18 protein-coding genes and 1 tRNA gene are annotated in these 18,929 nt (G+C 54.2%); 7 read left to right on the top strand and 12 right to left on the bottom strand.

The annotated features are described in order from the left end of the window. Positions 1 to 41: 41 nt before the first annotated feature. From sufB to AB9F29_RS02385, 7 genes are all read left to right on the top strand, one after another. The gene (gene sufB / locus AB9F29_RS02415) at positions 42 to 1,547 is read left to right on the top strand and encodes a Fe-S cluster assembly protein SufB (RefSeq protein WP_039000806.1); all 1,506 of its coding nucleotides are present in this window, start codon (positions 42 to 44) and stop codon (positions 1,545 to 1,547) included. Between the two features lie 125 nt (positions 1,548 to 1,672). Then, entirely contained in the window at positions 1,673 to 2,428 is a 756-nt protein-coding gene (gene sufC / locus AB9F29_RS02410; RefSeq protein ID WP_369754463.1) for a Fe-S cluster assembly ATPase SufC, read from the top strand. Continuing rightward, on the top strand, positions 2,428 to 3,699 hold the full coding sequence (sufD, locus tag AB9F29_RS02405) for a Fe-S cluster assembly protein SufD (RefSeq protein WP_369754462.1): 1,272 nt from the start codon (positions 2,428 to 2,430) through the stop codon (positions 3,697 to 3,699). The genes sufC and sufD overlap by 1 nt, the downstream gene beginning before the upstream one ends. 2 nt (positions 3,700 to 3,701) lie before the next feature. Beyond that, positions 3,702 to 4,202, top strand: a complete 501-nt coding sequence (locus AB9F29_RS02400) for a YIP1 family protein (RefSeq protein ID WP_335584478.1) — start codon at positions 3,702 to 3,704, stop codon at positions 4,200 to 4,202. Continuing rightward, positions 4,199 to 4,765 (top strand): YIP1 family protein, encoded by a 567-nt coding sequence (locus AB9F29_RS02395; RefSeq protein WP_039000802.1) that lies wholly within the window; start codon positions 4,199 to 4,201, stop codon positions 4,763 to 4,765. Before AB9F29_RS02400 ends, AB9F29_RS02395 begins: the two co-directional genes overlap by 4 nt. A 15-nt stretch (positions 4,766 to 4,780) precedes the next feature. Next, positions 4,781 to 6,001 (top strand): cysteine desulfurase, encoded by a 1,221-nt coding sequence (locus AB9F29_RS02390; protein WP_369754461.1) that lies wholly within the window; start codon positions 4,781 to 4,783, stop codon positions 5,999 to 6,001. A gap of 105 nt (positions 6,002 to 6,106) precedes the next feature. Beyond that, positions 6,107 to 6,183: transfer RNA gene (locus AB9F29_RS02385), tRNA-Arg, on the top strand. 780 nt (positions 6,184 to 6,963) lie between these two features. Here the strand turns inward: AB9F29_RS02385 and AB9F29_RS02380 are convergent. From AB9F29_RS02380 to dctP, 12 genes are all read right to left on the bottom strand, one after another. Then, entirely contained in the window at positions 6,964 to 8,337 is a 1,374-nt protein-coding gene (locus AB9F29_RS02380; RefSeq protein WP_369754460.1) for an aspartate aminotransferase family protein, read from the bottom strand. A gap of 12 nt (positions 8,338 to 8,349) precedes the next feature. Further along, positions 8,350 to 9,825 (bottom strand): NAD-dependent succinate-semialdehyde dehydrogenase, encoded by a 1,476-nt coding sequence (locus tag AB9F29_RS02375; protein ID WP_369754459.1) that lies wholly within the window; start codon positions 9,823 to 9,825, stop codon positions 8,350 to 8,352. 101 nt (positions 9,826 to 9,926) lie between these two features. Next, entirely contained in the window at positions 9,927 to 10,406 is a 480-nt protein-coding gene (locus AB9F29_RS02370) for an Lrp/AsnC family transcriptional regulator (RefSeq protein WP_369754458.1), read from the bottom strand. Next, a complete protein-coding gene (gene doeB / locus AB9F29_RS02365) occupies positions 10,396 to 11,418 on the bottom strand; it encodes a N(2)-acetyl-L-2,4-diaminobutanoate deacetylase DoeB (RefSeq protein WP_369754457.1) in 1,023 nt (340 codons plus the stop codon). Before doeB ends, AB9F29_RS02370 begins: the two co-directional genes overlap by 11 nt. Before the next feature lie 3 nt (positions 11,419 to 11,421). Further along, on the bottom strand, positions 11,422 to 12,609 hold the full coding sequence (gene doeA, locus AB9F29_RS02360; RefSeq protein WP_369754456.1) for an ectoine hydrolase DoeA: 1,188 nt from the start codon (positions 12,607 to 12,609) through the stop codon (positions 11,422 to 11,424). Positions 12,610 to 12,628: 19 nt separating this feature from the next. After that, positions 12,629 to 13,618 (bottom strand): cyclodeaminase, encoded by a 990-nt coding sequence (locus AB9F29_RS02355; RefSeq protein ID WP_369754455.1) that lies wholly within the window; start codon positions 13,616 to 13,618, stop codon positions 12,629 to 12,631. Beyond that, positions 13,611 to 14,624: a hydroxyectoine utilization dehydratase EutB gene (gene eutB / locus AB9F29_RS02350; protein ID WP_369754454.1), complete on the bottom strand. Its 1,014-nt coding sequence runs from the start codon at positions 14,622 to 14,624 to the stop codon at positions 13,611 to 13,613. Before eutB ends, AB9F29_RS02355 begins: the two co-directional genes overlap by 8 nt. 22 nt (positions 14,625 to 14,646) lie before the next feature. Then, positions 14,647 to 15,411 (bottom strand): ectoine utilization protein EutA, encoded by a 765-nt coding sequence (gene eutA, locus AB9F29_RS02345; RefSeq protein WP_369754453.1) that lies wholly within the window; start codon positions 15,409 to 15,411, stop codon positions 14,647 to 14,649. Positions 15,412 to 15,420: 9 nt separating this feature from the next. After that, a complete protein-coding gene (locus AB9F29_RS02340) occupies positions 15,421 to 15,861 on the bottom strand; it encodes a universal stress protein (protein ID WP_369754452.1) in 441 nt (146 codons plus the stop codon). 13 nt (positions 15,862 to 15,874) lie between these two features. Beyond that, entirely contained in the window at positions 15,875 to 17,161 is a 1,287-nt protein-coding gene (locus AB9F29_RS02335) for a TRAP transporter large permease (protein ID WP_039000786.1), read from the bottom strand. 12 nt (positions 17,162 to 17,173) lie between these two features. Beyond that, on the bottom strand, positions 17,174 to 17,755 hold the full coding sequence (locus AB9F29_RS02330) for a TRAP transporter small permease (protein ID WP_335584490.1): 582 nt from the start codon (positions 17,753 to 17,755) through the stop codon (positions 17,174 to 17,176). A gap of 72 nt (positions 17,756 to 17,827) precedes the next feature. Next, positions 17,828 to 18,847, bottom strand: a complete 1,020-nt coding sequence (gene dctP, locus AB9F29_RS02325) for a TRAP transporter substrate-binding protein DctP (protein ID WP_335584491.1) — start codon at positions 18,845 to 18,847, stop codon at positions 17,828 to 17,830. Positions 18,848 to 18,929 lie beyond the last annotated feature (82 nt).

The following is an 18,929-nucleotide window of genomic DNA, read 5'->3' as shown; positions in this document are numbered from 1 at the left end:
GGGTGGAAATTCGCCTTCGGGCATAAGAAGTTAGGAGGTCCATTTTGGATCAGGTTAAAGTCAAAGACGGTGTAGAAGTTGAGACCGTTGACGCGGTAAATTCGTTAGCGGGCACATATAAACACGGCTGGAACACTGAAATTGAGATGGAATACGCGCCTAAAGGCGTGAACCCTGATATTGTGAAGTTGATTTCCAGCAAGAACGATGAACCAGAATGGATGACCGAGTGGCGCCTTAACGCGTTTGCGCGTTGGGAAAATCTGACAGAGCCGAAATGGGCGATGGTCAACTATCACGACATCGATTTCCAAGATATCTACTATTACGCGCGTCCAAAAAGCATGGAAGAAAAGCCAAAGTCATTGGATGATGTTGATCCTAAGCTTCTGGAAACATACAAGAAGCTGGGTATACCCCTGAAAGAGCAAGCGCTTCTTGCCGGTGTTGAAGCGCCTGAAGGCGAGCGTAAAGTTGCCGTTGATGCGGTGTTTGACTCGGTGTCCTTGGGCACAACTTTTCAGAAAGACCTTGAAAAAGTCGGTGTAATTTTCTGCTCGATTTCCGAAGCGATCAAAAAATATCCTGATTTGGTAAAGAAGTATTTGGGATCGGTTGTGCCGGTTTCGGACAACTTCTATGCGACGCTTAATAGCGCCGTTTTCTCGGACGGTTCGTTCGTTTACGTGCCTCCCGGCGTGCGCTGCCCGATGGAATTGTCCACATATTTCCGGATTAATGCCGAGAATACCGGCCAGTTTGAGCGCACATTGATTATTGCCGACAAAGGCAGCTATGTGAGCTATTTGGAAGGTTGCACCGCCCCCAAACGCGATGTCGCACAGCTTCACGCGGCCGTCGTTGAAATCATCATCGAAGAAGACGCCGAAGTTAAGTATTCCACGGTCCAAAACTGGTATCCAGGCGATGAAAACGGCGTTGGCGGTATTTACAACTTCGTAACGAAACGTGCGGATTGCCGCGGCGATCGTGCGAAAATTATGTGGACACAGGTTGAAACTGGTTCTGCGGTAACGTGGAAATACCCATCCTGCATTCTGCGCGGCAACGAGAGCCAAGGCGAGTTTTACTCCATCGCGATTGCCAACAACTATCAGCAAGCTGATACGGGCACGAAAATGGTGCACCTCGGACGCGATACGAAATCACGGATCGTTTCTAAGGGCATTTCGGCAGGTAGGGCGCAAAATACCTATCGCGGTCTTGTGTCGATGCATCCTAAGGCGAAAAACAGCCGGAATTTCACCCAATGTGACAGCCTGTTGATTGGCGACAAATGCGGGGCGCACACGGTTCCGTATATTGAAGTCAAAAACAACTCGAGCCGCGTTGAACACGAGGCGACCACCAGCAAAGTTGACGACGATCAACTCTTTTATTGTCGCCAACGGGGCATCGGCGAAGAAGACGCGGTTGCGCTTGTGGTCAACGGGTTCTGTAAAGATGTGCTTCAGGCCCTCCCGATGGAATTTGCGATGGAAGCACAGGCTTTGGTTGCGATCTCGCTTGAAGGCTCGGTTGGATGACCCTCGTATTTCGGCGCCATTCTTTTGGCGCCGTCGCTCCTAATTTAAACACTGCAATTTTGGCAGATTGAAGACTGATCCTTCGGTTTTCCGCCATCTCCTGCAATACTTGAAATGAGAATAAAATGTTAGAAATCAAAAACCTGCACGTCAAGCTTGAAGAAGAAGATAAGCAAATCCTTAAGGGTGTGAATCTCTCGATTGGCAAAGGTGAAGTCCACGCGATTATGGGGCCCAACGGCTCGGGGAAATCGACCACTTCCTATGTTTTGGCGGGTCGCGACGGCTATGTTGTGACTGAAGGCTCGATTGAAGTTGAAGGCAAGGATATGCTCGAACTTGATCCCGAAGAACGCGCCGCAGCGGGTGTTTTCCTTGCGTTTCAATATCCAGTGGAAATTCCGGGCGTAGGGAACATGACCTTCCTGCGCACAGCCGTGAACTCACAACGCAAAGCGCGCGGCGAAGAAGAACTGACCGCTGGGGAGTTCCTAAAAGAAGTTCGCATTCAAGCAAAAGCCCTCAAGATCGACGCAGAGATGCTGAAACGTCCCGTCAACGTTGGCTTCTCTGGTGGCGAGAAAAAGCGTAACGAAATTCTGCAAATGGCGATGTTGGCGCCTAAGCTTTGCGTCCTCGACGAGACAGATTCTGGCCTTGATGTTGATGCGATGAAACTTGTGGCCGAGGGTGTAAACGCCCTTCGCGACGGCGAGCGCAGCTTCCTTGTGATCACGCACTATCAACGCCTTCTGGACCACATTATCCCTGACGTGGTTCACATCATGTCCAATGGTCGTATCATCAAATCTGGCGGGCCCGAATTGGCGCTTGAAGTTGAAAACAACGGTTACGCCGATCTTCTTGAGGAGGCCGAATAATGGCATTGGCCGCAGTAGAAGAAAACGCCTTGGAGGCTCATCTGTCCGGCTTGTCGGACGTGCTTCATGGCTTTAGCAAAAGCGCGCGTGAAGCGGCTGTGGCGCGAGTGCGTTCCACAGGACTTCCTGTACGTCGGGACGAATATTGGAAATACACTCGGCCCGATGCGTTTGTGAGCGCTGAAGTCGCGCCTACAGGTCGCTTGAACCGCGATCCAAGCCCGTTTGCTTCGTTAACCCCCCTCACACTTGTGTTCACGGACGGTATTTTTGATGCCGAGGCTAGCGACGATTTGGCGGGCGAAAACCTGACCATCGATCTTCTCTCCGCAAATACTGATATCCATTGGGCAGACGGGATTTACGGCGCGCTTGAGACTGCAGGCCAGACGCCGGTTGCGCGTCCTTTGGCGGCGCTTAATACGGCGATTGCAACCCAAGGCGCGCTTATTCGTGCCACTGGAATTGTCACGCGTCCCGTACAAATCAGCTATACTGCGAATGATGCAGAGGCCGTTTTGCACCATGTTATCAAGGTCGACGCTGGCGCAAGCCTGACGCTTTTGGAGACAGGAACAGCAGGGACGCGCAGCAATATCGTCACTGAAGTTGAAATTGGCGAAGACGCAGCATTCGATCATATCCGTCTTCAAGGGCGTGACCATGAGCGCACCTTGTTGAGCCATATCTTCGTGCGGATGGCTGCAAAATCCAGCCTCAAAAGCTTCACCCTGTCTGCCAACGGTACGATGACGCGCAATGAATGCATCATCGAAATCATCGGCGACGAAGCCTCCGCACATGTGGGCGGAGCGGCAATGGGCGACGGCGCTGATTTCCACCAAGATGACACGATTTTCATTACCCATGATGCAGTAAATTGCGAGAGCCGTCAGGTTTTCAAAAAGGTGCTGCGCAACGGTGCGACGGGTGTTTTTCAAGGCAAGATCCTTGTGAAGGCCGGGGCACAGAAAACGGACGGCTATCAGATCAGCAAAGCGCTTTTGTTGGATGATGACGCACAGTTCTATGCCAAGCCAGAGCTTGAAATCTACGCGGATGATGTGGCCTGTTCGCACGGCTCCACAACGGGTGCGATTGACGACGAAGCTCTGTTTTACTTGCGGTCGCGTGGTATTCCATCCCGTCAGGCGCAGGAACTTCTGGTCTTGGCATTCTTGGCCGAAGCCTTGGAAGAAATCGCGCATGTTGGCGCGCGTGAAGTCGTGCAAGAGCAGCTAGAGCTCTGGCTGCGCAATCTGGAAGGCTAGCTGTGTCGCTGACCCGCGATATGATCGGCAGCTATCGTGCGCCGTCGCGCGCCTTTGCGCGGCAGTTGCGCGAAGGCGTCAGTGAATCGCGGGTTTTGGCGTATTTGATGATTGCTGTTGTGGTGATTTTCATTGCGCAACTGCCGCGATTGGCGCGCGAAACCTATCTTGATCCGTCGATTGAATTTGATGCGCGCGTTGGCGCGGCGATCCTTGGCTGGTTGTTTTTCATGCCGCTAGCTCTTTATGCTATCAGTTTTGTCGTCGTAATTTTGCAAAAGCTCATCCGCATGCAGGCCCATGGTTTCACCACCCGCATGGCGCTTTTTTGGGCGTTGCTAGTGTCGACTCCCGTGTGGCTGTTGCAAGGCTTGGTGGCTGGCCTTATTGGTAACGGTCCTGCGTTAACATCGGTTAATATAGTGTTAGCGGTTGTTTTTTTCGGAATGTTTGGTTTTTGTCTGCGGGCTGCAGCAACCTATTTAGGAGCGCTGGAAACGTGACCCGCATAGATATTCAAAACCTGCTCCTCCTGTTAGCGACCAAGCCTCGCGTGGGAATGCGGGTCGTCCTTGATCTCGGAATTCAGGGCAGGGTGCTTGTCCAACTGGCGGCACTCGTGTCTGTTTTGACTGGCATTATGGGCTTTGTTGTCACCCTTATTGCACCCGTTGCAGAAGGCGTGGTCGCGCCCACTCCCATTGGGTATGTCATTGTTGCGGCTTCCAATATCGTGCTGTCCACGATCCTGTTTTATTGGGCGGGACGAACCGTGGAGGGGACAGGCACGTTGCAAGATATAGCAATGGCAATGATCGCCCATCAAGGTTTTATGATGCTGCTGCCGCTCATTATTGCCCTCGCCTCGACCATCAGCCCAACTCTAAGCGGCATGACGCTTCTCATTGGTCTTCCATATCTCCTTTATCTTATGGCGGGCTTCCTCGCAGAAGCCCATAAATTGCGCAGCACTGGTATGGCGTTCCTATTGATTGTCGGTGTCCTTTTTGTTTTGTCGCTTGTTCTCATTTTCTTCGTTTCCCTGTTTGGGATCGTGCCGGCTTAAGGTTTGGACTTCACTATGTATGATATCGAAAAAATTCGTTCCGACTTCCCAATTCTTTCGCGGGAGGTGAATGGTAAACCGTTGGTTTACCTCGACAACGGCGCTTCGGCCCAAAAGCCGCAAGTGGTTATCGACACAATTGCAAACGCCTATTCGCATGAATATTCCAATGTTCACCGTGGTTTACACTATCTTTCTAATCTCGCGACCGACAAATATGAAGCCGTGCGTGGCAAAGTCGCACAGTTTTTGAATGCGCCGTCTGAGGACCACATCGTGTTCACCTCAGGCACGACCGAGGCCATCAATATGGTCTCTTATGCCTGGGCCGCGCCGCGTATGGAGGCGGGTGACGAGATCATTTTGTCGATCATGGAGCACCACGCCAACATCGTCCCGTGGCATTTTCTGCGCGAGCGGTTGGGGGTCAAACTCGTTTGGGTGGAAACCGATGAGACGGGTGACCTAGACCCTCAGGCTGTCCTTGATGCCATTACACCCCGCACAAAACTTATCGCAGTCACGCAGGTTTCCAATGTTTTGGGGACAGTTGTGGACGTCAAAGCGATCACCAAAGGTGCCCATGAAAAAGGCGTTCCTGTGCTCGTCGATGGCTCGCAAGGGGCCGTGCATGCGCCAGTTGATGTCCAAGATATCGGCTGTGATTTCTATGCAATTACTGGCCACAAGCTATATGGCCCGTCGGGTTGTGGAGCGATTTATATTCGCCCCGAACGTATGGCTGAAATGCGCCCCTTCCTTGGCGGCGGCGATATGATCCGCGAGGTTTCGCGCGACTGTGTGAGTTACAACGATCCACCTATGAAGTTCGAGGCTGGGACCCCTGCGATTGTGTCAATCATTGGGTTTGGCGCGGCTCTGGACTATCTCATGGACATTGGCATGGACAATATTGCCGCGCACGAAGCCAAACTTCGCGATTATGCGAATCTAAAGTTTGACGGGCTTAACTGGCTGACAATCCAAGGAAATTCCGCGTCCAAGGCGGCAATTTTCTCGATGACACTCGCGGGCGCGGCACATGCACATGACGTCTCGACGGTTCTTGATAAAAAAGGCGTTGCTGTGCGCGCTGGCCACCATTGTGCCCAACCACTTATGGCCTTTCTCGGCGTGACTGCCACCGCGCGCGCAAGTTTTGGTATGTACAACACCGTCGAAGAAGTTGACGCCCTTATCGATGCGCTCGAACTTTGCCACGACCTTTTGGGCTAAAAGATTGACGGTTCAGAGAGCTGGTTTTCCGAAATTCACTCAATCGAAAAAGCCGGAGATTTTCGATTGCAGGGCGCGCATCAATGGCCTATGTAAACGCAAGGCGCACCCGTAGCTCAGCTGGATAGAGCGCTGCCCTCCGAAGGCAGAGGCCACTGGTTCGAATCCAGTCGGGTGCACCATATAAATAAGGGGTTTATTGCTCTTTTCGCAACCCCAAAAACTGATAGTTACGTTTAAGCTTTAACGTTTCGTTATTTCTTATTCTCCACAGCACCCAATGCAGACACCATAAAATCGCTCGAATGGTGGCCGTAAACCTTCCGTATCGTCTCGGCGCTGGTGGCAAAGTATCCGGCGCAGTCCCAAACGGTCGCGCCATTGTGTAGCGCCTAGGTTATCGACGTATGTTTCAACATGTGAGGCATCACGTGATAGACCAACCCAGATTGGCTAGGCGAAGTATGGAGCCAGATCGAGGGCGTACAGCATTGAGGGCGGTACAATTAGGCAGATTGTTGAAGTCATGGCCGATGAAAGCTTTGGTGGTGTGGTTTTTTTGTGGTCCATACATAAGATCATCGTGCTGTTAACTTGTTCGGCGTCGAATGCCCTACACTAAATCTGATGGAACTTGAGGCGTGGTTGCGATGCACACTGCATCACGCCGAAACGCGTCTGTGTCCCGTCGCCATTCATAGGCAAGCATTGTTCGAACGGGTCCGGAAATAAACTGGGGCAAGTGCAGGTTGTTGGGCGTGGGTTGCCCTTCGGTGGACGCGATCAAAAAAACTACAGAGCTTCCAACGCAAGCAAAGGCCACACCGATTTTATTGCGGATATCGATTTGGAGTTCCGCAATGTTTTCCAGTACGATGGATGGTTTATAGCATCTGTGCTTAGGAATAGATGCTGACGCCCGCTAACTCGTGAGGAGAAAGCAGGCGTCAGTATTATTTTGACTAGCCCAAGACTGTTTTCACAGCCCGCGCCGTTGCCGCAACAACGGTGTCGGCTTCTTCGCGGCTAAGGCAGAACGGCGGTGCGAACCCTAGGATATCGCCTTGGGGCATCGCGCGCGCAATCACCTTGTCTTGTGCCAACAAGGTTGCCGATATTTGCGGACCGATTTTATCAGCCGCATCAAAGTACGTGCGGCTGTCCTTGTCTTTCACAAACTCGACCGCACAGAGCATTCCTTCGCCGCGCACGTCGCCGACATTGGCATGCCCAGACAAGGCTTCTTGCATCGACTTTTTCAAGTATGCGCCGATGGTGCCCGCGTTTTCGATCAGGTTCAGGTCATCAATCAGCTTGAGGTTTGCCACACCCGCAGCAGCCCCAATCGGGTGCGCAGAATAGGTCCAACCGTGTCCGATTGCGCCGTTCTCATCCGTGCCTTGCTCCAGAACTTTCCACACTTTGTCAGAGATGATGGAGCCAGAGAGGGGGGCGTAAGCCGAAGTCAGGCCTTTAGCGATGGTGATAATATCGGATTCCATCCCGTAGTGATCCGAGCCAAACATGGTCCCTAAACGGCCAAATCCAGTGACCACTTCATCGGCTACAAGCAGAATGTCATGCTTGCGCAAAACGGCTTGGATCGCGGCCCAATAGCCTTCTGGTGGTGGAACAATGCCACCGGTTCCCAGTATCGGCTCGCCAATGAAGGCTGCAATGGTATCCGCACCTTCACGTTCAATCTGTGCCTCCAATGCGGCCACGCAATGAGCCACAAACTCGGCTTCGCTTTGATCGAGATTGTCGCGGCGGAAGTAATACGGTGCTTCAGTGTGGATGACCTGCGACATGGGCAAATCGAATTTCTTGTGGAACAGGTCCAACCCTGTCAGCGATCCGGTCACAAGGCCCGATCCGTGGTAGCCGCGCCAGCGCGAGATGATCTTTTTCTTCTCGGGACGTCCAAGGATGTTGTTGTAATACCAGATCAATTTGACGTTGGTTTCGTTCGCGTCCGAGCCGCCCAAGCCGAAATAAACCTTGGACATATTCGAAGGGGCGCGATCAAGGATCATTTTGGAAAGCGTGATCGAAGCTTCGGTGCCATGGCCCACGTAGGAGTGGTAATAGGCCAACTCGCGCGCCTGATCCGCAATGGCTTCGGCGATTTCCTGACGGCCATAGCCGACGTTCACACAGTAAAGCCCCGCAAACGCGTCGAGCATTTTGTTGCCGTCACGGTCTTCGATATAAACGCCTGAGGCGGTCTTGATCACGCGTGTCGGTGTTTCGCCGCGCGCGTGTTGTGCAAGATGTGTGGAGGGGTGAAAAAAGTTTTCCCGATCCCATTTCCCCAGTGTATCATTCGTCAGCATTTTAGTTTCTCCTCACGCCCAATTTCGGCATATGTATTTGATTTCGGTGAATTCTTCCATCCCCAATCGGGCGCCTTCGCGGCCCAATCCGGATTGTTTGGTGCCCCCAAACGGGATCGGGGCTCCTGTGACTTGGGTGCGGTTGACCGCCACCATGCCAAATTGTAATGCGCGGCTGACGCGATAAATACGCCGCGGATCGTCGCTGTGCAGGTATGCAACCAGCCCGTATTCGGTATCATTGGCGCGGGCCACCACCTCGTCTTCGGTCTCAAACGGCAAGATCGCGGCAACGGGGCCAAAGGTTTCCTCGCGCAGGATCAACGCATCGGCAGGCACATCCACCAGCACTGTTGGCTCGTAAAACAGCGGCCCTAAGACGTGGCGTTTGCCACCGCAAGCCAGCTTTGCACCTTTGGCGAGCGCATCGGCGACGTGTTCCTCTTGCTTCTGTACGGCCTTTTCGTTCATCAAAGGGCCAATGTCACAGTCATCCATGCCGATGCCAATGGTCATCGCTTTCGTCGCTGCGGTAAATCCTTCGCAAAATTCCGCATAGACGGACCGTTCAACATAGATACGGTTGGCGCCGAGGCAATCCTGTCCCGAGGTTGAGAATTTGGCCTTGATCGTCTCCTCCACAGCCGTTTTCATATCGGCTCCTTTGAACACGATGACGGGCGCGTGGCCGCCCAGTTCCATCACCAGTTTTTTCACCGTGTCGGCGGATTGCCGGTACAGCAATCGTCCAATTTCGGTGGAGCCAGTAAAGGACAGCGCGCGCACGCGGGTGTCTTTTGTCCAAGGCTCCACAACCGTGGCCGCTTGGCCCGTTACGACGTTAAAAACGCCCGCCGGTATGCCCGCACGTTCGGCAAGTTCGGCCAAGGCCAGCGCGGAAAATGGCGTCTCACCAGAGGGGTGCGCTACAACGGTACAACCAACGGCCATGGCCGCTGCCGCCTTGCGAGTCAGCATGGCACAGGGGAAATTCCACGGCGTGATCAGGGCTGCGACGCCAACGGGTTCCAGCCAAACTTCGACTTCGGCCCCTTGCAGGTGGCTGGTTACGCCCTCGATATTGGGGCGCTTGGCCTCTTCTGCATAGAACTCGATAAAGGAAGCGCCATAGTTGATTTCGCCACGGGCTTCGGACAAGGGTTTGCCTTGCTCCAGAACGATAATGCGCGCGAGGTCCTCTTTGTGCTCGATCAACAGATCAAACCAACGACGCAAAATTACTGAACGCTCTTGGGGTAACAGGCCCGACCACTGAGGAAACGCCTGCTGCGCGGCATCCACGGCACGCGCGGAATCATCCCCACTCAGCGAGGCAACGTCCCCTAGAAACGCTCCACTGGAGGGATCGGTTACGCAAAAGGTCTCGCCGGACTCCGCCGCGCACCATTTTCCATTGATATACGAAAAGCTGCGGACAAGCGCTTTGTCCTTAATTTCTGAGCGAGCGGAAAGGGCAGTTTTGGTCACGGGCGTTCCTCCTTCTGTTTCGCCACAAGCATGCAGGTTTGCCACAGAAGAAGTGACCAAAGTTTGAAGGGGCTACAGTTGAATTCTCTGCCAGTCGGACGCTATTCTTGCGAAAATAGCGCGGCCAAGGGGGGGATGCCCGTTCCCTTGACCGGTTTGGTTACAAAATAGGTGAAATACTGTGACAATCCGATGCGCGATTCCAGCATGGCATCAATCAACCGTTGATAGGAGTCGATGTCGCGCGTCACGATCTGAAGCAGGTAGTCGTGCCCACCTCCGAGCGCCCAACAGCCGACAACTTCGTCATGGGTCTGGACCGCCGATTCAAAAGCCTGAAAGCTGGCAGCCGTGTGGTCCGCGATCTGTGCCGCCACAAAAACCGTCACATGCGGCCCGAGTTTTTTAAGGTTGATCTGGGCGCGGTAGCCATCAATTAACCCCGCCTTTTCCAGCTTTCTTAGGCGGTCCCAACAGGGAGTCGGTGACAGGCCGATGCGTTCAGCCAAAGCCGCTTTGGTGATCCGCCCCTCTTGCGACAGTATCCGCAAGATTTCCAGATCGCGTTGATCAAGCTGCACGAGTATTCTCCGCTTTAGGTACACTGACATCCACGCCAATGACGGCCACGCAGTCGCCAGATTTAACCAATCCGGGAAAGTGCCGGCTGATCAGGATGCCGCCACGGCCTGCGCGATATTGCGTGGGCGCTATCCCCGTGCGGTCGACGGGCCAAACACGGGCCACGACATCGCCCTTGCAAACGATTTCGCCGAGATCGACAACAGGTTCGTGCATTCCGTCGGCCTCGCTAAAGATGAAGCAATCCCCATCGGGCACGTCGAGTTTTATGGTCGGGGCGATCTCCATCTCTCCTTGCAAAATACCATAATAGGTAAGGATGTTGCGCAGACCTTTTTTAGCAATTGCATTGGATTTGGCCGAGGAAGATCCGCCGCCGCCAAGCTCGGTCGAGACCAAAACTTTGCCCATATCTTCGACTGCCGTGTCATACATTCCCGCGTTGTCGATCTCCAAAAGCTGGACCGAATAGGGCGCGTTAAAGGCGTCCATTGCGGCAAAACAGGCGGCTTCATTTGCCTTGTCGTCCTGAATATGGGCGGCGGCAAAGGGCACAAAATCGAGGGTTCTTCCCCCCGAATGGAAATCAACCGCGACATCCGCAAGGGGTAGCAATGTGCGCTGAAAGTAATCGGCGATCTTTTCTGTCGGGGTGCCGTTGGGCCGCCCTGGAAAGGAGCGGTTCATGTTGCCCTTATCGATGGGCGAGGTGCGGGTACCCGCGCGAAAGGCAGGAAAATTGAATGCAGGCACAATGATAATCCGACCGGAAACTTGCGCGGCGGTAAGCGTGACCGCCAATTCCAGCAAAGCAATCGGTCCCTCGTATTCATCGCCGTGATTTGCCCCCGTCAACAAGGCGGTTGGACCTCTGCCATTTTGGATCACCGAAATCGGGATCATGATCGACCCCCACGCGCTGTCATCGCGGCTATAGGGGAGGCGCAGAAAGCCATGGTGGACGCCATCAGCATCCAATGGAATGGTCGCCGAGATTGGGTTTTTGATCATGGCCTAGTCCTTCACCAACATTTTGCGCGGTACATTCGACAGGCATTCAGGGCCATTCGCGCCGATGCGGATACTCTCGGTGATTTCAAAGCCCCAATCGTCCATCCACAGGCCCGTCATGAAGTGAAACGTCATGTTTTCCTCCAGAACCGTCTTGTCTCCGGGGCGCAACGACATGGTGCGTTCGCCCCAATCAGGCGGGTAGGAAAGGCCTATGGGATAGCCTGTGCGGTTGTCTTTCACGATGCCATACTTCTTAAGAACGGTGAAAAAGGCCAGCGCAATATCCTCGCAAGTGTTGCCCGCGCGCGCTTTCTCAAGTCCAGCATCCATCCCCTCAAGCACGGCTTTTTCCGCGTCCAGAAATATCTGAGTTGGCTTTCCTAGAAACACGGTGCGCGACAGCGGGCAGTGATAACGATGTGCCACGCCTGCGATCTCAAAAAACGTGCCTTCGCCGCTTTTCATCGGTGCGTCATCCCACGTCAGGTGTGGCGCGGCGGCGTCTGGTCCGGACGGCAGTAGGGGCACAATCGCCGGATAGTCGCCGCCAAACCCCGCAACCTCGTCATACCGCAAGGCCGCATCATAGATATCCGCGACGAGATCACATTTGCGCAACCCCGGTTCCACCTTGTCGAAAATCCGTTGATGCATCTTTTCAACGATCTTGCCCGCTTGCCGCATATACCCCAACTCGGCCTCTGATTTCACGGCGCGTTGCCAGTTGACTAAAGCGTTGGCATCCACAAATTGCGCGTTGGGCATATGGGTTTGCAGCGCGCCATAGGCTGCGGCGGTGAAATAGTAGTTGTCCATCTCAACCCCGACACGCCCCTTGGCCAAGCCGCGATCCGCAAGTTGCGCCGACAGGTAATCCATCGGGTGGCGCTCGGTCGATTGCACGTAGTGATCGGGATAGCCGATGATGTTTTCAGGTGCCATAAAACAGGTTCGCAACGCACCTTTACCATCCTGTCCGCGACCGAACCAAATCGGGTCGCCACTCAGGGGGACAACCACGCATTGGTGGACATAAAACGACCAGCCGTCATAGCCCGTCAGCCAGTTCATATTGGAGGGGTCGGTCACTATCAGAAGGTCCAAGTTGCGCTGACCCATCTCGGCGCGTGTCTTGCGAATGCGCTGCTGGAATTCGTCCTGCGAGAAGTAGAGTTTTGGGGGTGTCATAATATAACTCCTTGAAAAATCAGCTTTGAATTGTCGTTCCGGCATCTGCTGCACCGGCGCGATCATAAGCAAGCGTGGCAATTGCTGTGTCCTGAACACCGGTGCCGGTCAGGTCGACAATCGTGATGTCAGAGGCCGATTGGCGGCCTGCTTTCTGGCCTGCGATAATCTCGCCCAATTCAGGGTAGCGGTTGGGATTTGTGACAGTGCCTGCGGCAATCGCGGGCCGCAACTCGCCTTGTTTGATCGACTGCGAGAGGCGGTCACAGATAAACAACGTCGCGGCGGGGATCACGTCGGGCGCCAGTTCGGTTTTGTAATCCGCGTCGGCGCCAACGGCGGTGATATGCTGGCCTGCGCGCAGCATGTCGGCGTGGATTAGGGGCGTGCCCGACGGCGTGGTAGTAACCACGATATCGGCGGCCGCCATCACATCGGCGATGCTCCCGACGGTGACTTCAATTCCCAAACGAGCGGCGCAATCTCGGGCACATGCGGCCGCTTTCTCAGCGTCACGGCCCCAAATAATCGCCCGCTCAATCCCGCGTACCAATGTTAGCGCTTCCAGTTGCAGGCGGGCCTGCGTGCCACTGCCCAGAATGCCCGCAACTTTGCTGTCCGCGCGCGACAGATGTTTGGCCGCAACCGCGCCCGCCGCCGCCGTGCGCACATCCGTCAGATAGCCGTTGTCCAGCAAAACCGCTTTGACAATGCCCGTGGTGGCGTCAAACAACACCATCAAGCCGTTCAAGCTGGGCAGACCCAATTTAGGGTTGTCGAAAAAACCCGGACTCATCTTGATCGCAAAGCTGTCGATCCCGGGCACATAGGCGGTTTTCACATCGACTTCGCCGTTATGTTCCGGCACGTGAAAGCTCAGGATCGGGGGCATCACCACGTCTTTGGTTGCCAACAGATGAAACGCCTGTTCGATACAACTTACCGCATTCGCATCCAAAGAAATTGCGCGGCGTAGATCGGCTTCAGTCAGAATTTTTATATCAGGCATCGGGGCCTCCTGTGTTTTGCGGCTCGGCAGAGATATCCACGTCCTCGCCATCAATCAGACGTTTATGCAGCGCCATATCAATGTTTTGGCCGCTGAGCAGGGAAACGCAGGTGCCTGGATTGGCAATTTTTCCCGCCAGAAGTGCTGCGATGCCCACACTGCCGGAGCCTTCGATGACCTGTCGTTCCTCCCAATAGGCATGGCGGATTGCCGCCGCGATTTCGGCCTCTGACACCAGCACCACATCGTCCACCAGATCGCGGGTCATCGCGAAAGTATAGGCATTTTCCAGCCCGATACCGCCGCCAAGGGAGTCCGCAAGCGTTGGTTTTTCTTCAACAAATATCGGCTTTCCCGCCTTGAGGCATTCATACATCGCCGCGCCGTGTTCCATCGAGATACCGACGACACGGATGGCCGGATTGACCGCCTTCATCACCATCGCCATGCCCGAAATCAACCCGCCACCCGAAAGCGGCACAAGCACAGTTTGCAGATCGGGTGCCTGTTCCAGCATTTCCAGCGCCACGGTGCTTTGTCCTGCTATAATATCGAGATGGTCAAAGGGCGGCAGCATGGTCATGCCCTCAGCGACCAACCGGTCCACTTCGACTTGCGCATCGTCCTGACTGCGCCCGACAATGCGAACTTCGGCGCCGTGGGATTTGATGCCATCCACCTTGTTTTGCGGCACCAGTTCCGACATGCAAATGATACAGCGCACCCCAGCCTGCGCCGCCGCATAGGCCAATCCGCGTCCGTGATTGCCCGTGGATACGCCCACGATGCCCGCGTCTTTTTGAGCCTGCGTAAGCGACCGCACGGCATTGGTGGCGCCACGCAGTTTGAAGCTGCCGGTGATTTGGGTTTGCTCTAGCTTGAGCGAAATATCCGCTGCGCAAAGCGCACTGAGCGAAGGGGAGGCGACCAGCGGCGTCTGCCTAATGCCGCTCGCGATCCGTTGGCGTGCAGCAAAACTGTCTTGGAGCGTGATGTGCGATGTCATTATTCATACTTCCGTTTCGGTCTTAATGTTGGAAAAGGCGGCCATATCCGACCACGGGTTTTGTCGATCCGATTTCACGCAAACAGCGCCAGATCATCGCCTGATTGGAGGTTACAACGGGCTTGCCGATGCGCGCCTCAATCCGCGCGATACAGACAGCGGCCCGTAGGCCCGTGCAGGACAAAAATAGCGCGTCGGCATCGGGATCCATCGCAGCACACGCGGCCTCGATGATAGTGTCCTCCGATAGACGTGCAATCTCGCGGTCGTCGTCTACGCCCAGACAATTGGCGCGCACCACCTCTGGGCCGTGGGACGAAAAATACGCAACCACCGCGTCCGAGATATGCGCGGAGTAGGGCGTCAGGACGCTGATTTTGCGTGCCCCTAGAGCCTTGAACGCGTCGAGCGCTGCGGAACTTGGCGTGACAAATGGTGTGTCTGGCTTGCCCGCATTCAGATATTCCCCAACGGCGTCATTGCCCAAAACCACCGAGGCGGCGGTGCAGCCATAGGCGATGACATCCATTTTTTCATCGGGCAGGATTTGGGCCGCGGCCTCGGTCAGTCGCGGACCCGTGGCGAGCAGATTTTCCCTTGTGCCGGGGTTTTGGTAATCGATGCGATTAGCATAAACTCCGATGTCCGCGGGATCACATATCCGCGAAAAATCAAGTTCAGTGGTGTGATCTGTCGCCAGAACTACGAGCGCAATCCGCTTTTTGACGGGGCGTGCATCCATTTCAATTGGGACGGCTGACACCGTTGAGGTCACATTCATTGGCATTTTATTTTCCTAAACAACCATAACAGGGCAGGCCGCAAGCCCCGTGACTTTGTGGGAGACACTGCCCAGCAGATACCCTTCGAATGAGCCAAGTCCACGGCTCCCGATCACGATTAAATCGTTCTGGTGCTCTTGGGCAAAGCTGACAATGACGCGCGCGGTCGGACCGGATTTCACAAAAGCTCTGACGTCGGTGTACCCAGCTTCAGCCGCAATCGCTTTGCCATTTTCAGCGACCTCTTTTGCGTGGCCGCGCATGATTTCATCCAGGTTGCCGGTTTGATCGGCGCCTACCATCGAAATCGACGCCTCAAGCATCGAATGGTGGCGATAGACGGTCAGGAGTGTGAGCGAACACTCCCCACAAATTGCGCGTAATTCCAACGCCTTGCGCAGGGCAGTTTGGGCTCCTTGCGAGCCGTCAAAGGGGACAAGGATTGATTTAAACATCTTAAACTCCTTGTTATTTTGAAAACGCGAGGTCGCGCAGGAACAGAGCGATCTGAGGGAAGTAGATTAGGGCAACCGCAACACTCAGCAGCATGAAAATAAACGGCGGCGTGCCGCGAATGACTTCGATATAGGGACGCTTAAATACAGCCATCGCCGTAAATATATCGCACCCAAACGGTGGGGTCGCCGAGCCAATGGCCACCTGCAACGTGATGATTGTGCCCACGAGGACAGGGTCAAGGCCAACCGATTTCACCACGGGTGCAAAGATCGGCACCAGAATAAGGATCACCACAATGGGATCGACAAACATACAGCCGATGAAAAAGGCAATCGAGATCACAAACAACACGCCAATCGGGCCCATGTCGGAAATGCCAACCGCGCTGAGAATTTCCTGTGGAACCTGCGCGAACGAGATCACCCAAGAGAACGCCGCCCCAGCCCCAACGAGGATAAAGACAACCGCAGTGATCAGCCCTGTTGATTTCGCGGTTTGATACACGTCGTCCAGTGACATGGAGCGGAAAATAACGACCTCAAGGATCAACGCGTAGAGCACACAAGCCGCTGCCGCCTCGGTCGGGCTAAAGATCCCGCCATAAATTCCGCCTACGATGATAATTGGAAAACCCATCGGCCATAAGGCAAGCCGCAACGTGCGCGCGCGCTGACGCCAAGTTGCCTTTGGCTCGGTCGGGACATTGTTGCGGATCGCGTAAATGTAGCTGTAGATCGAAAACATAACGAGGATCAGCAGGCCCGGCCCAATGCCCGCAATAAACAGCTCGGCAATGGAGGTATTTGACACCACGCCGTAAATAATCATCCCGATCGAGGGCGGGATAAGAAACGCGATGTCGCTCGCATTCACGATCAAAGCTAGCACGAAACTGTCCTTGTAACCAGCTTCTAACATACGGGGCCGTAGGGGCGAGCCAATGGCCACGACGGTCGCCTGAGTTGATCCTGAAACCGCGCCAAACATGGTACAGGCGGCGGCTGTCGAGATTGCCAGCCCACCGCGGATGTGGCCAACAAAGGCCATAACGACATCAATCAGACGCCCTGCCGATTGGCCGCGGGTCATGATGTCTGCCGCAAAAATAAACATCGGTACGGCAATTAACGACGCGGGGCGGATACCGGCCAGCATTTGCTGCACCATGGTTTCCATCTGCCCAAAGCCGTCAAACATCATCAGAAACCCGATGAACGCGCCAATAATCAGCGGGATCATCATCGGGAAACCCAACAACAAAAGCACGATCATGACGCTGAAAATAGTCGCGGCCATCTGGCGGTCTCCTCAGATTTCGATTTCTTCGTCGTCATATCCCTCGAGCACATAGGTCGAGAGGTAGATGTCTTTTGACGTGAGATTTTTGATTGCAGTCAGCAGATATTGGGTGCCGGTCATGAAAAAACCCACGGGCGCCCAGACCAGAATGACCCAGACCGGAATTTGCAACGAGGGAAGAATCCGCCCGCGCGAGGCCTGAGTGCCGATATATTTGACGGCGTAATAGCATAGCAGATACATAAACAACGCCGTCACCAACGAGATAATCACCATCAGAATTTTGCGCATGCGCGGTGGCAATGCATCATAGATTGCGGACATTCGGATGTGGCGACCATGGCGCGCCGCATAGCTGATGCCCGCGAAAGTAATGAGGATAATCAGTATCCGGTTCAGCTCTTCGGAGAAAAAGATCGAGTTTCCAAGCAGGAACCGCCCGACCACATTGGCGATTGTATTGGCCGCCATAAGCAGCACGCCGGTTGCAAGGAGGAAGGACTCGGTGCGGCTGATTGCACTGTCAATCACCCCTAAAAATCCGGGCAAACTGGACTCGTGCATTGCGCGTTTTGGTTGATTGCTCATCATGCTACCCCTGATTGCATGTGCGTTACTGAGCGAGAGGACCCTCGCTCAGTAACATCTTGTCCGTGACGCGTCTTAGTTCGCAGTCGCGGCCAAATCGTCTTTTAGCTGCTGCAGGATTTTCGCACCGCTATCACCGGTCATTTCGATGAAGGCCGCTTCGACTTGCACGGCAGCCTCTTTAAAGCAGCTGCGCTCGTCTTCGGTCAAAACCGTGACGACCATTTCCGGCTTGGCTTCCATAATTTTAGCCAGTTCGATATCGGCAGCTTGCGCTTGATAGACCACAGTGTGATCATAAGCAGCGGATGCGGCACTCTGCACGACCAACTGATCGTCTGCACTCAGACCGTCATAGAAGTCTTTGTTCGCCATAACGGCCGTGGTGAAATTATTGTGGCCAGCATAGGTGATGTAGTCAGTAACTTCAAAAATCTTGGTAGAATACAGGAAGAATGTTGGGTTTTCTTGGCCCTGAATGATGTTGGTTTGCAAACCGCCATAGACTTCACCCCAAGGCAGGGGGGTTGGCGTCGCGCCAAAGGCTTTGTAGCTTTCAACCAGCAAGGGGTTGGTCATGACTCGGAACTTAACTTCGTTTAGATCGGCGCAGGTATTGACTGGTTCCTTGGTCGTCATGGCAACTTCGCCTTCGGGGAACATATTCAATAACTCAAGCCCTTGATCGGCATAAAGCGGCTTGAACATGCCGTTGATCGCTTCGCTCTCGCGGTAAAAACGCGCCAAATGCTCTTGGTCGGTTGGCAACAGATACGGAACAAAGAAAACTTGGGCTTCGGGGATCAAAGAGCCGGTAAAACCAGGTGATTGGTCCACGAATTGCAGAATTCCATCCTGTGTTTGCTCCATGATATCGGCCGATTCACCAAGCGTACCATAAGGGAACAATTGGACCTCATGATCCGAATTCGCTTCGATCTCGTCCTTGAATTTTTGTGCGTAAACGCCCTGCACGTCGGCCATCGACTCTTCAAAGGCATAGCGCCAAGTTTCGGCCAAAACACCGCTGGGTGCGGCAAGAGTCAAGCTTGCTGCAACGCAGGCCTTTAGTGTGAATTTTGCGGATTGGGTCATCGTAATCTCCTAAACCTCAGTGACATCAGATTTTCATCTGTGTCAGACTTGAGGTAGATTGTCCTGCAAGTCAATTTCTTTA

Source organism: Falsihalocynthiibacter sp. S25ZX9, assembly GCF_041205405.1.
GTDB lineage: Bacteria > Pseudomonadota > Alphaproteobacteria > Rhodobacterales > Rhodobacteraceae > Falsihalocynthiibacter > Falsihalocynthiibacter arcticus.
This window is presented reverse-complemented; position numbering and strand designations above follow the sequence as displayed.

Excerpts from the sequence above, each read along its gene's own strand:
- sufC (WP_369754463.1), top strand. The coding sequence starts at position 1,673 with ATGTTAGAAATCAAAAACCTGCACGTCAAGCTTGAAGAAGAAGATAAG.
- sufD (WP_369754462.1), top strand. The coding sequence starts at position 2,428 with ATGGCATTGGCCGCAGTAGAAGAAAACGCCTTGGAGGCTCATCTGTCC.
- AB9F29_RS02390 (WP_369754461.1), top strand. The coding sequence starts at position 4,781 with ATGTATGATATCGAAAAAATTCGTTCCGACTTCCCAATTCTTTCGCGG.
- AB9F29_RS02380 (WP_369754460.1), bottom strand. The coding sequence starts at position 8,337 with ATGCTGACGAATGATACACTGGGGAAATGGGATCGGGAAAACTTTTTT.
- doeB (WP_369754457.1), bottom strand. The coding sequence starts at position 11,418 with ATGATCAAAAACCCAATCTCGGCGACCATTCCATTGGATGCTGATGGC.
- doeA (WP_369754456.1), bottom strand. The coding sequence starts at position 12,609 with ATGACACCCCCAAAACTCTACTTCTCGCAGGACGAATTCCAGCAGCGC.
- AB9F29_RS02355 (WP_369754455.1), bottom strand. The coding sequence starts at position 13,618 with ATGCCTGATATAAAAATTCTGACTGAAGCCGATCTACGCCGCGCAATT.
- eutB (WP_369754454.1), bottom strand. The coding sequence starts at position 14,624 with ATGACATCGCACATCACGCTCCAAGACAGTTTTGCTGCACGCCAACGG.
- eutA (WP_369754453.1), bottom strand. The coding sequence starts at position 15,411 with ATGCCAATGAATGTGACCTCAACGGTGTCAGCCGTCCCAATTGAAATG.
- AB9F29_RS02340 (WP_369754452.1), bottom strand. The coding sequence starts at position 15,861 with ATGTTTAAATCAATCCTTGTCCCCTTTGACGGCTCGCAAGGAGCCCAA.
- AB9F29_RS02335 (WP_039000786.1), bottom strand. The coding sequence starts at position 17,161 with ATGGCCGCGACTATTTTCAGCGTCATGATCGTGCTTTTGTTGTTGGGT.
- AB9F29_RS02330 (WP_335584490.1), bottom strand. The coding sequence starts at position 17,755 with ATGATGAGCAATCAACCAAAACGCGCAATGCACGAGTCCAGTTTGCCC.
- dctP (WP_335584491.1), bottom strand. The coding sequence starts at position 18,847 with ATGACCCAATCCGCAAAATTCACACTAAAGGCCTGCGTTGCAGCAAGC.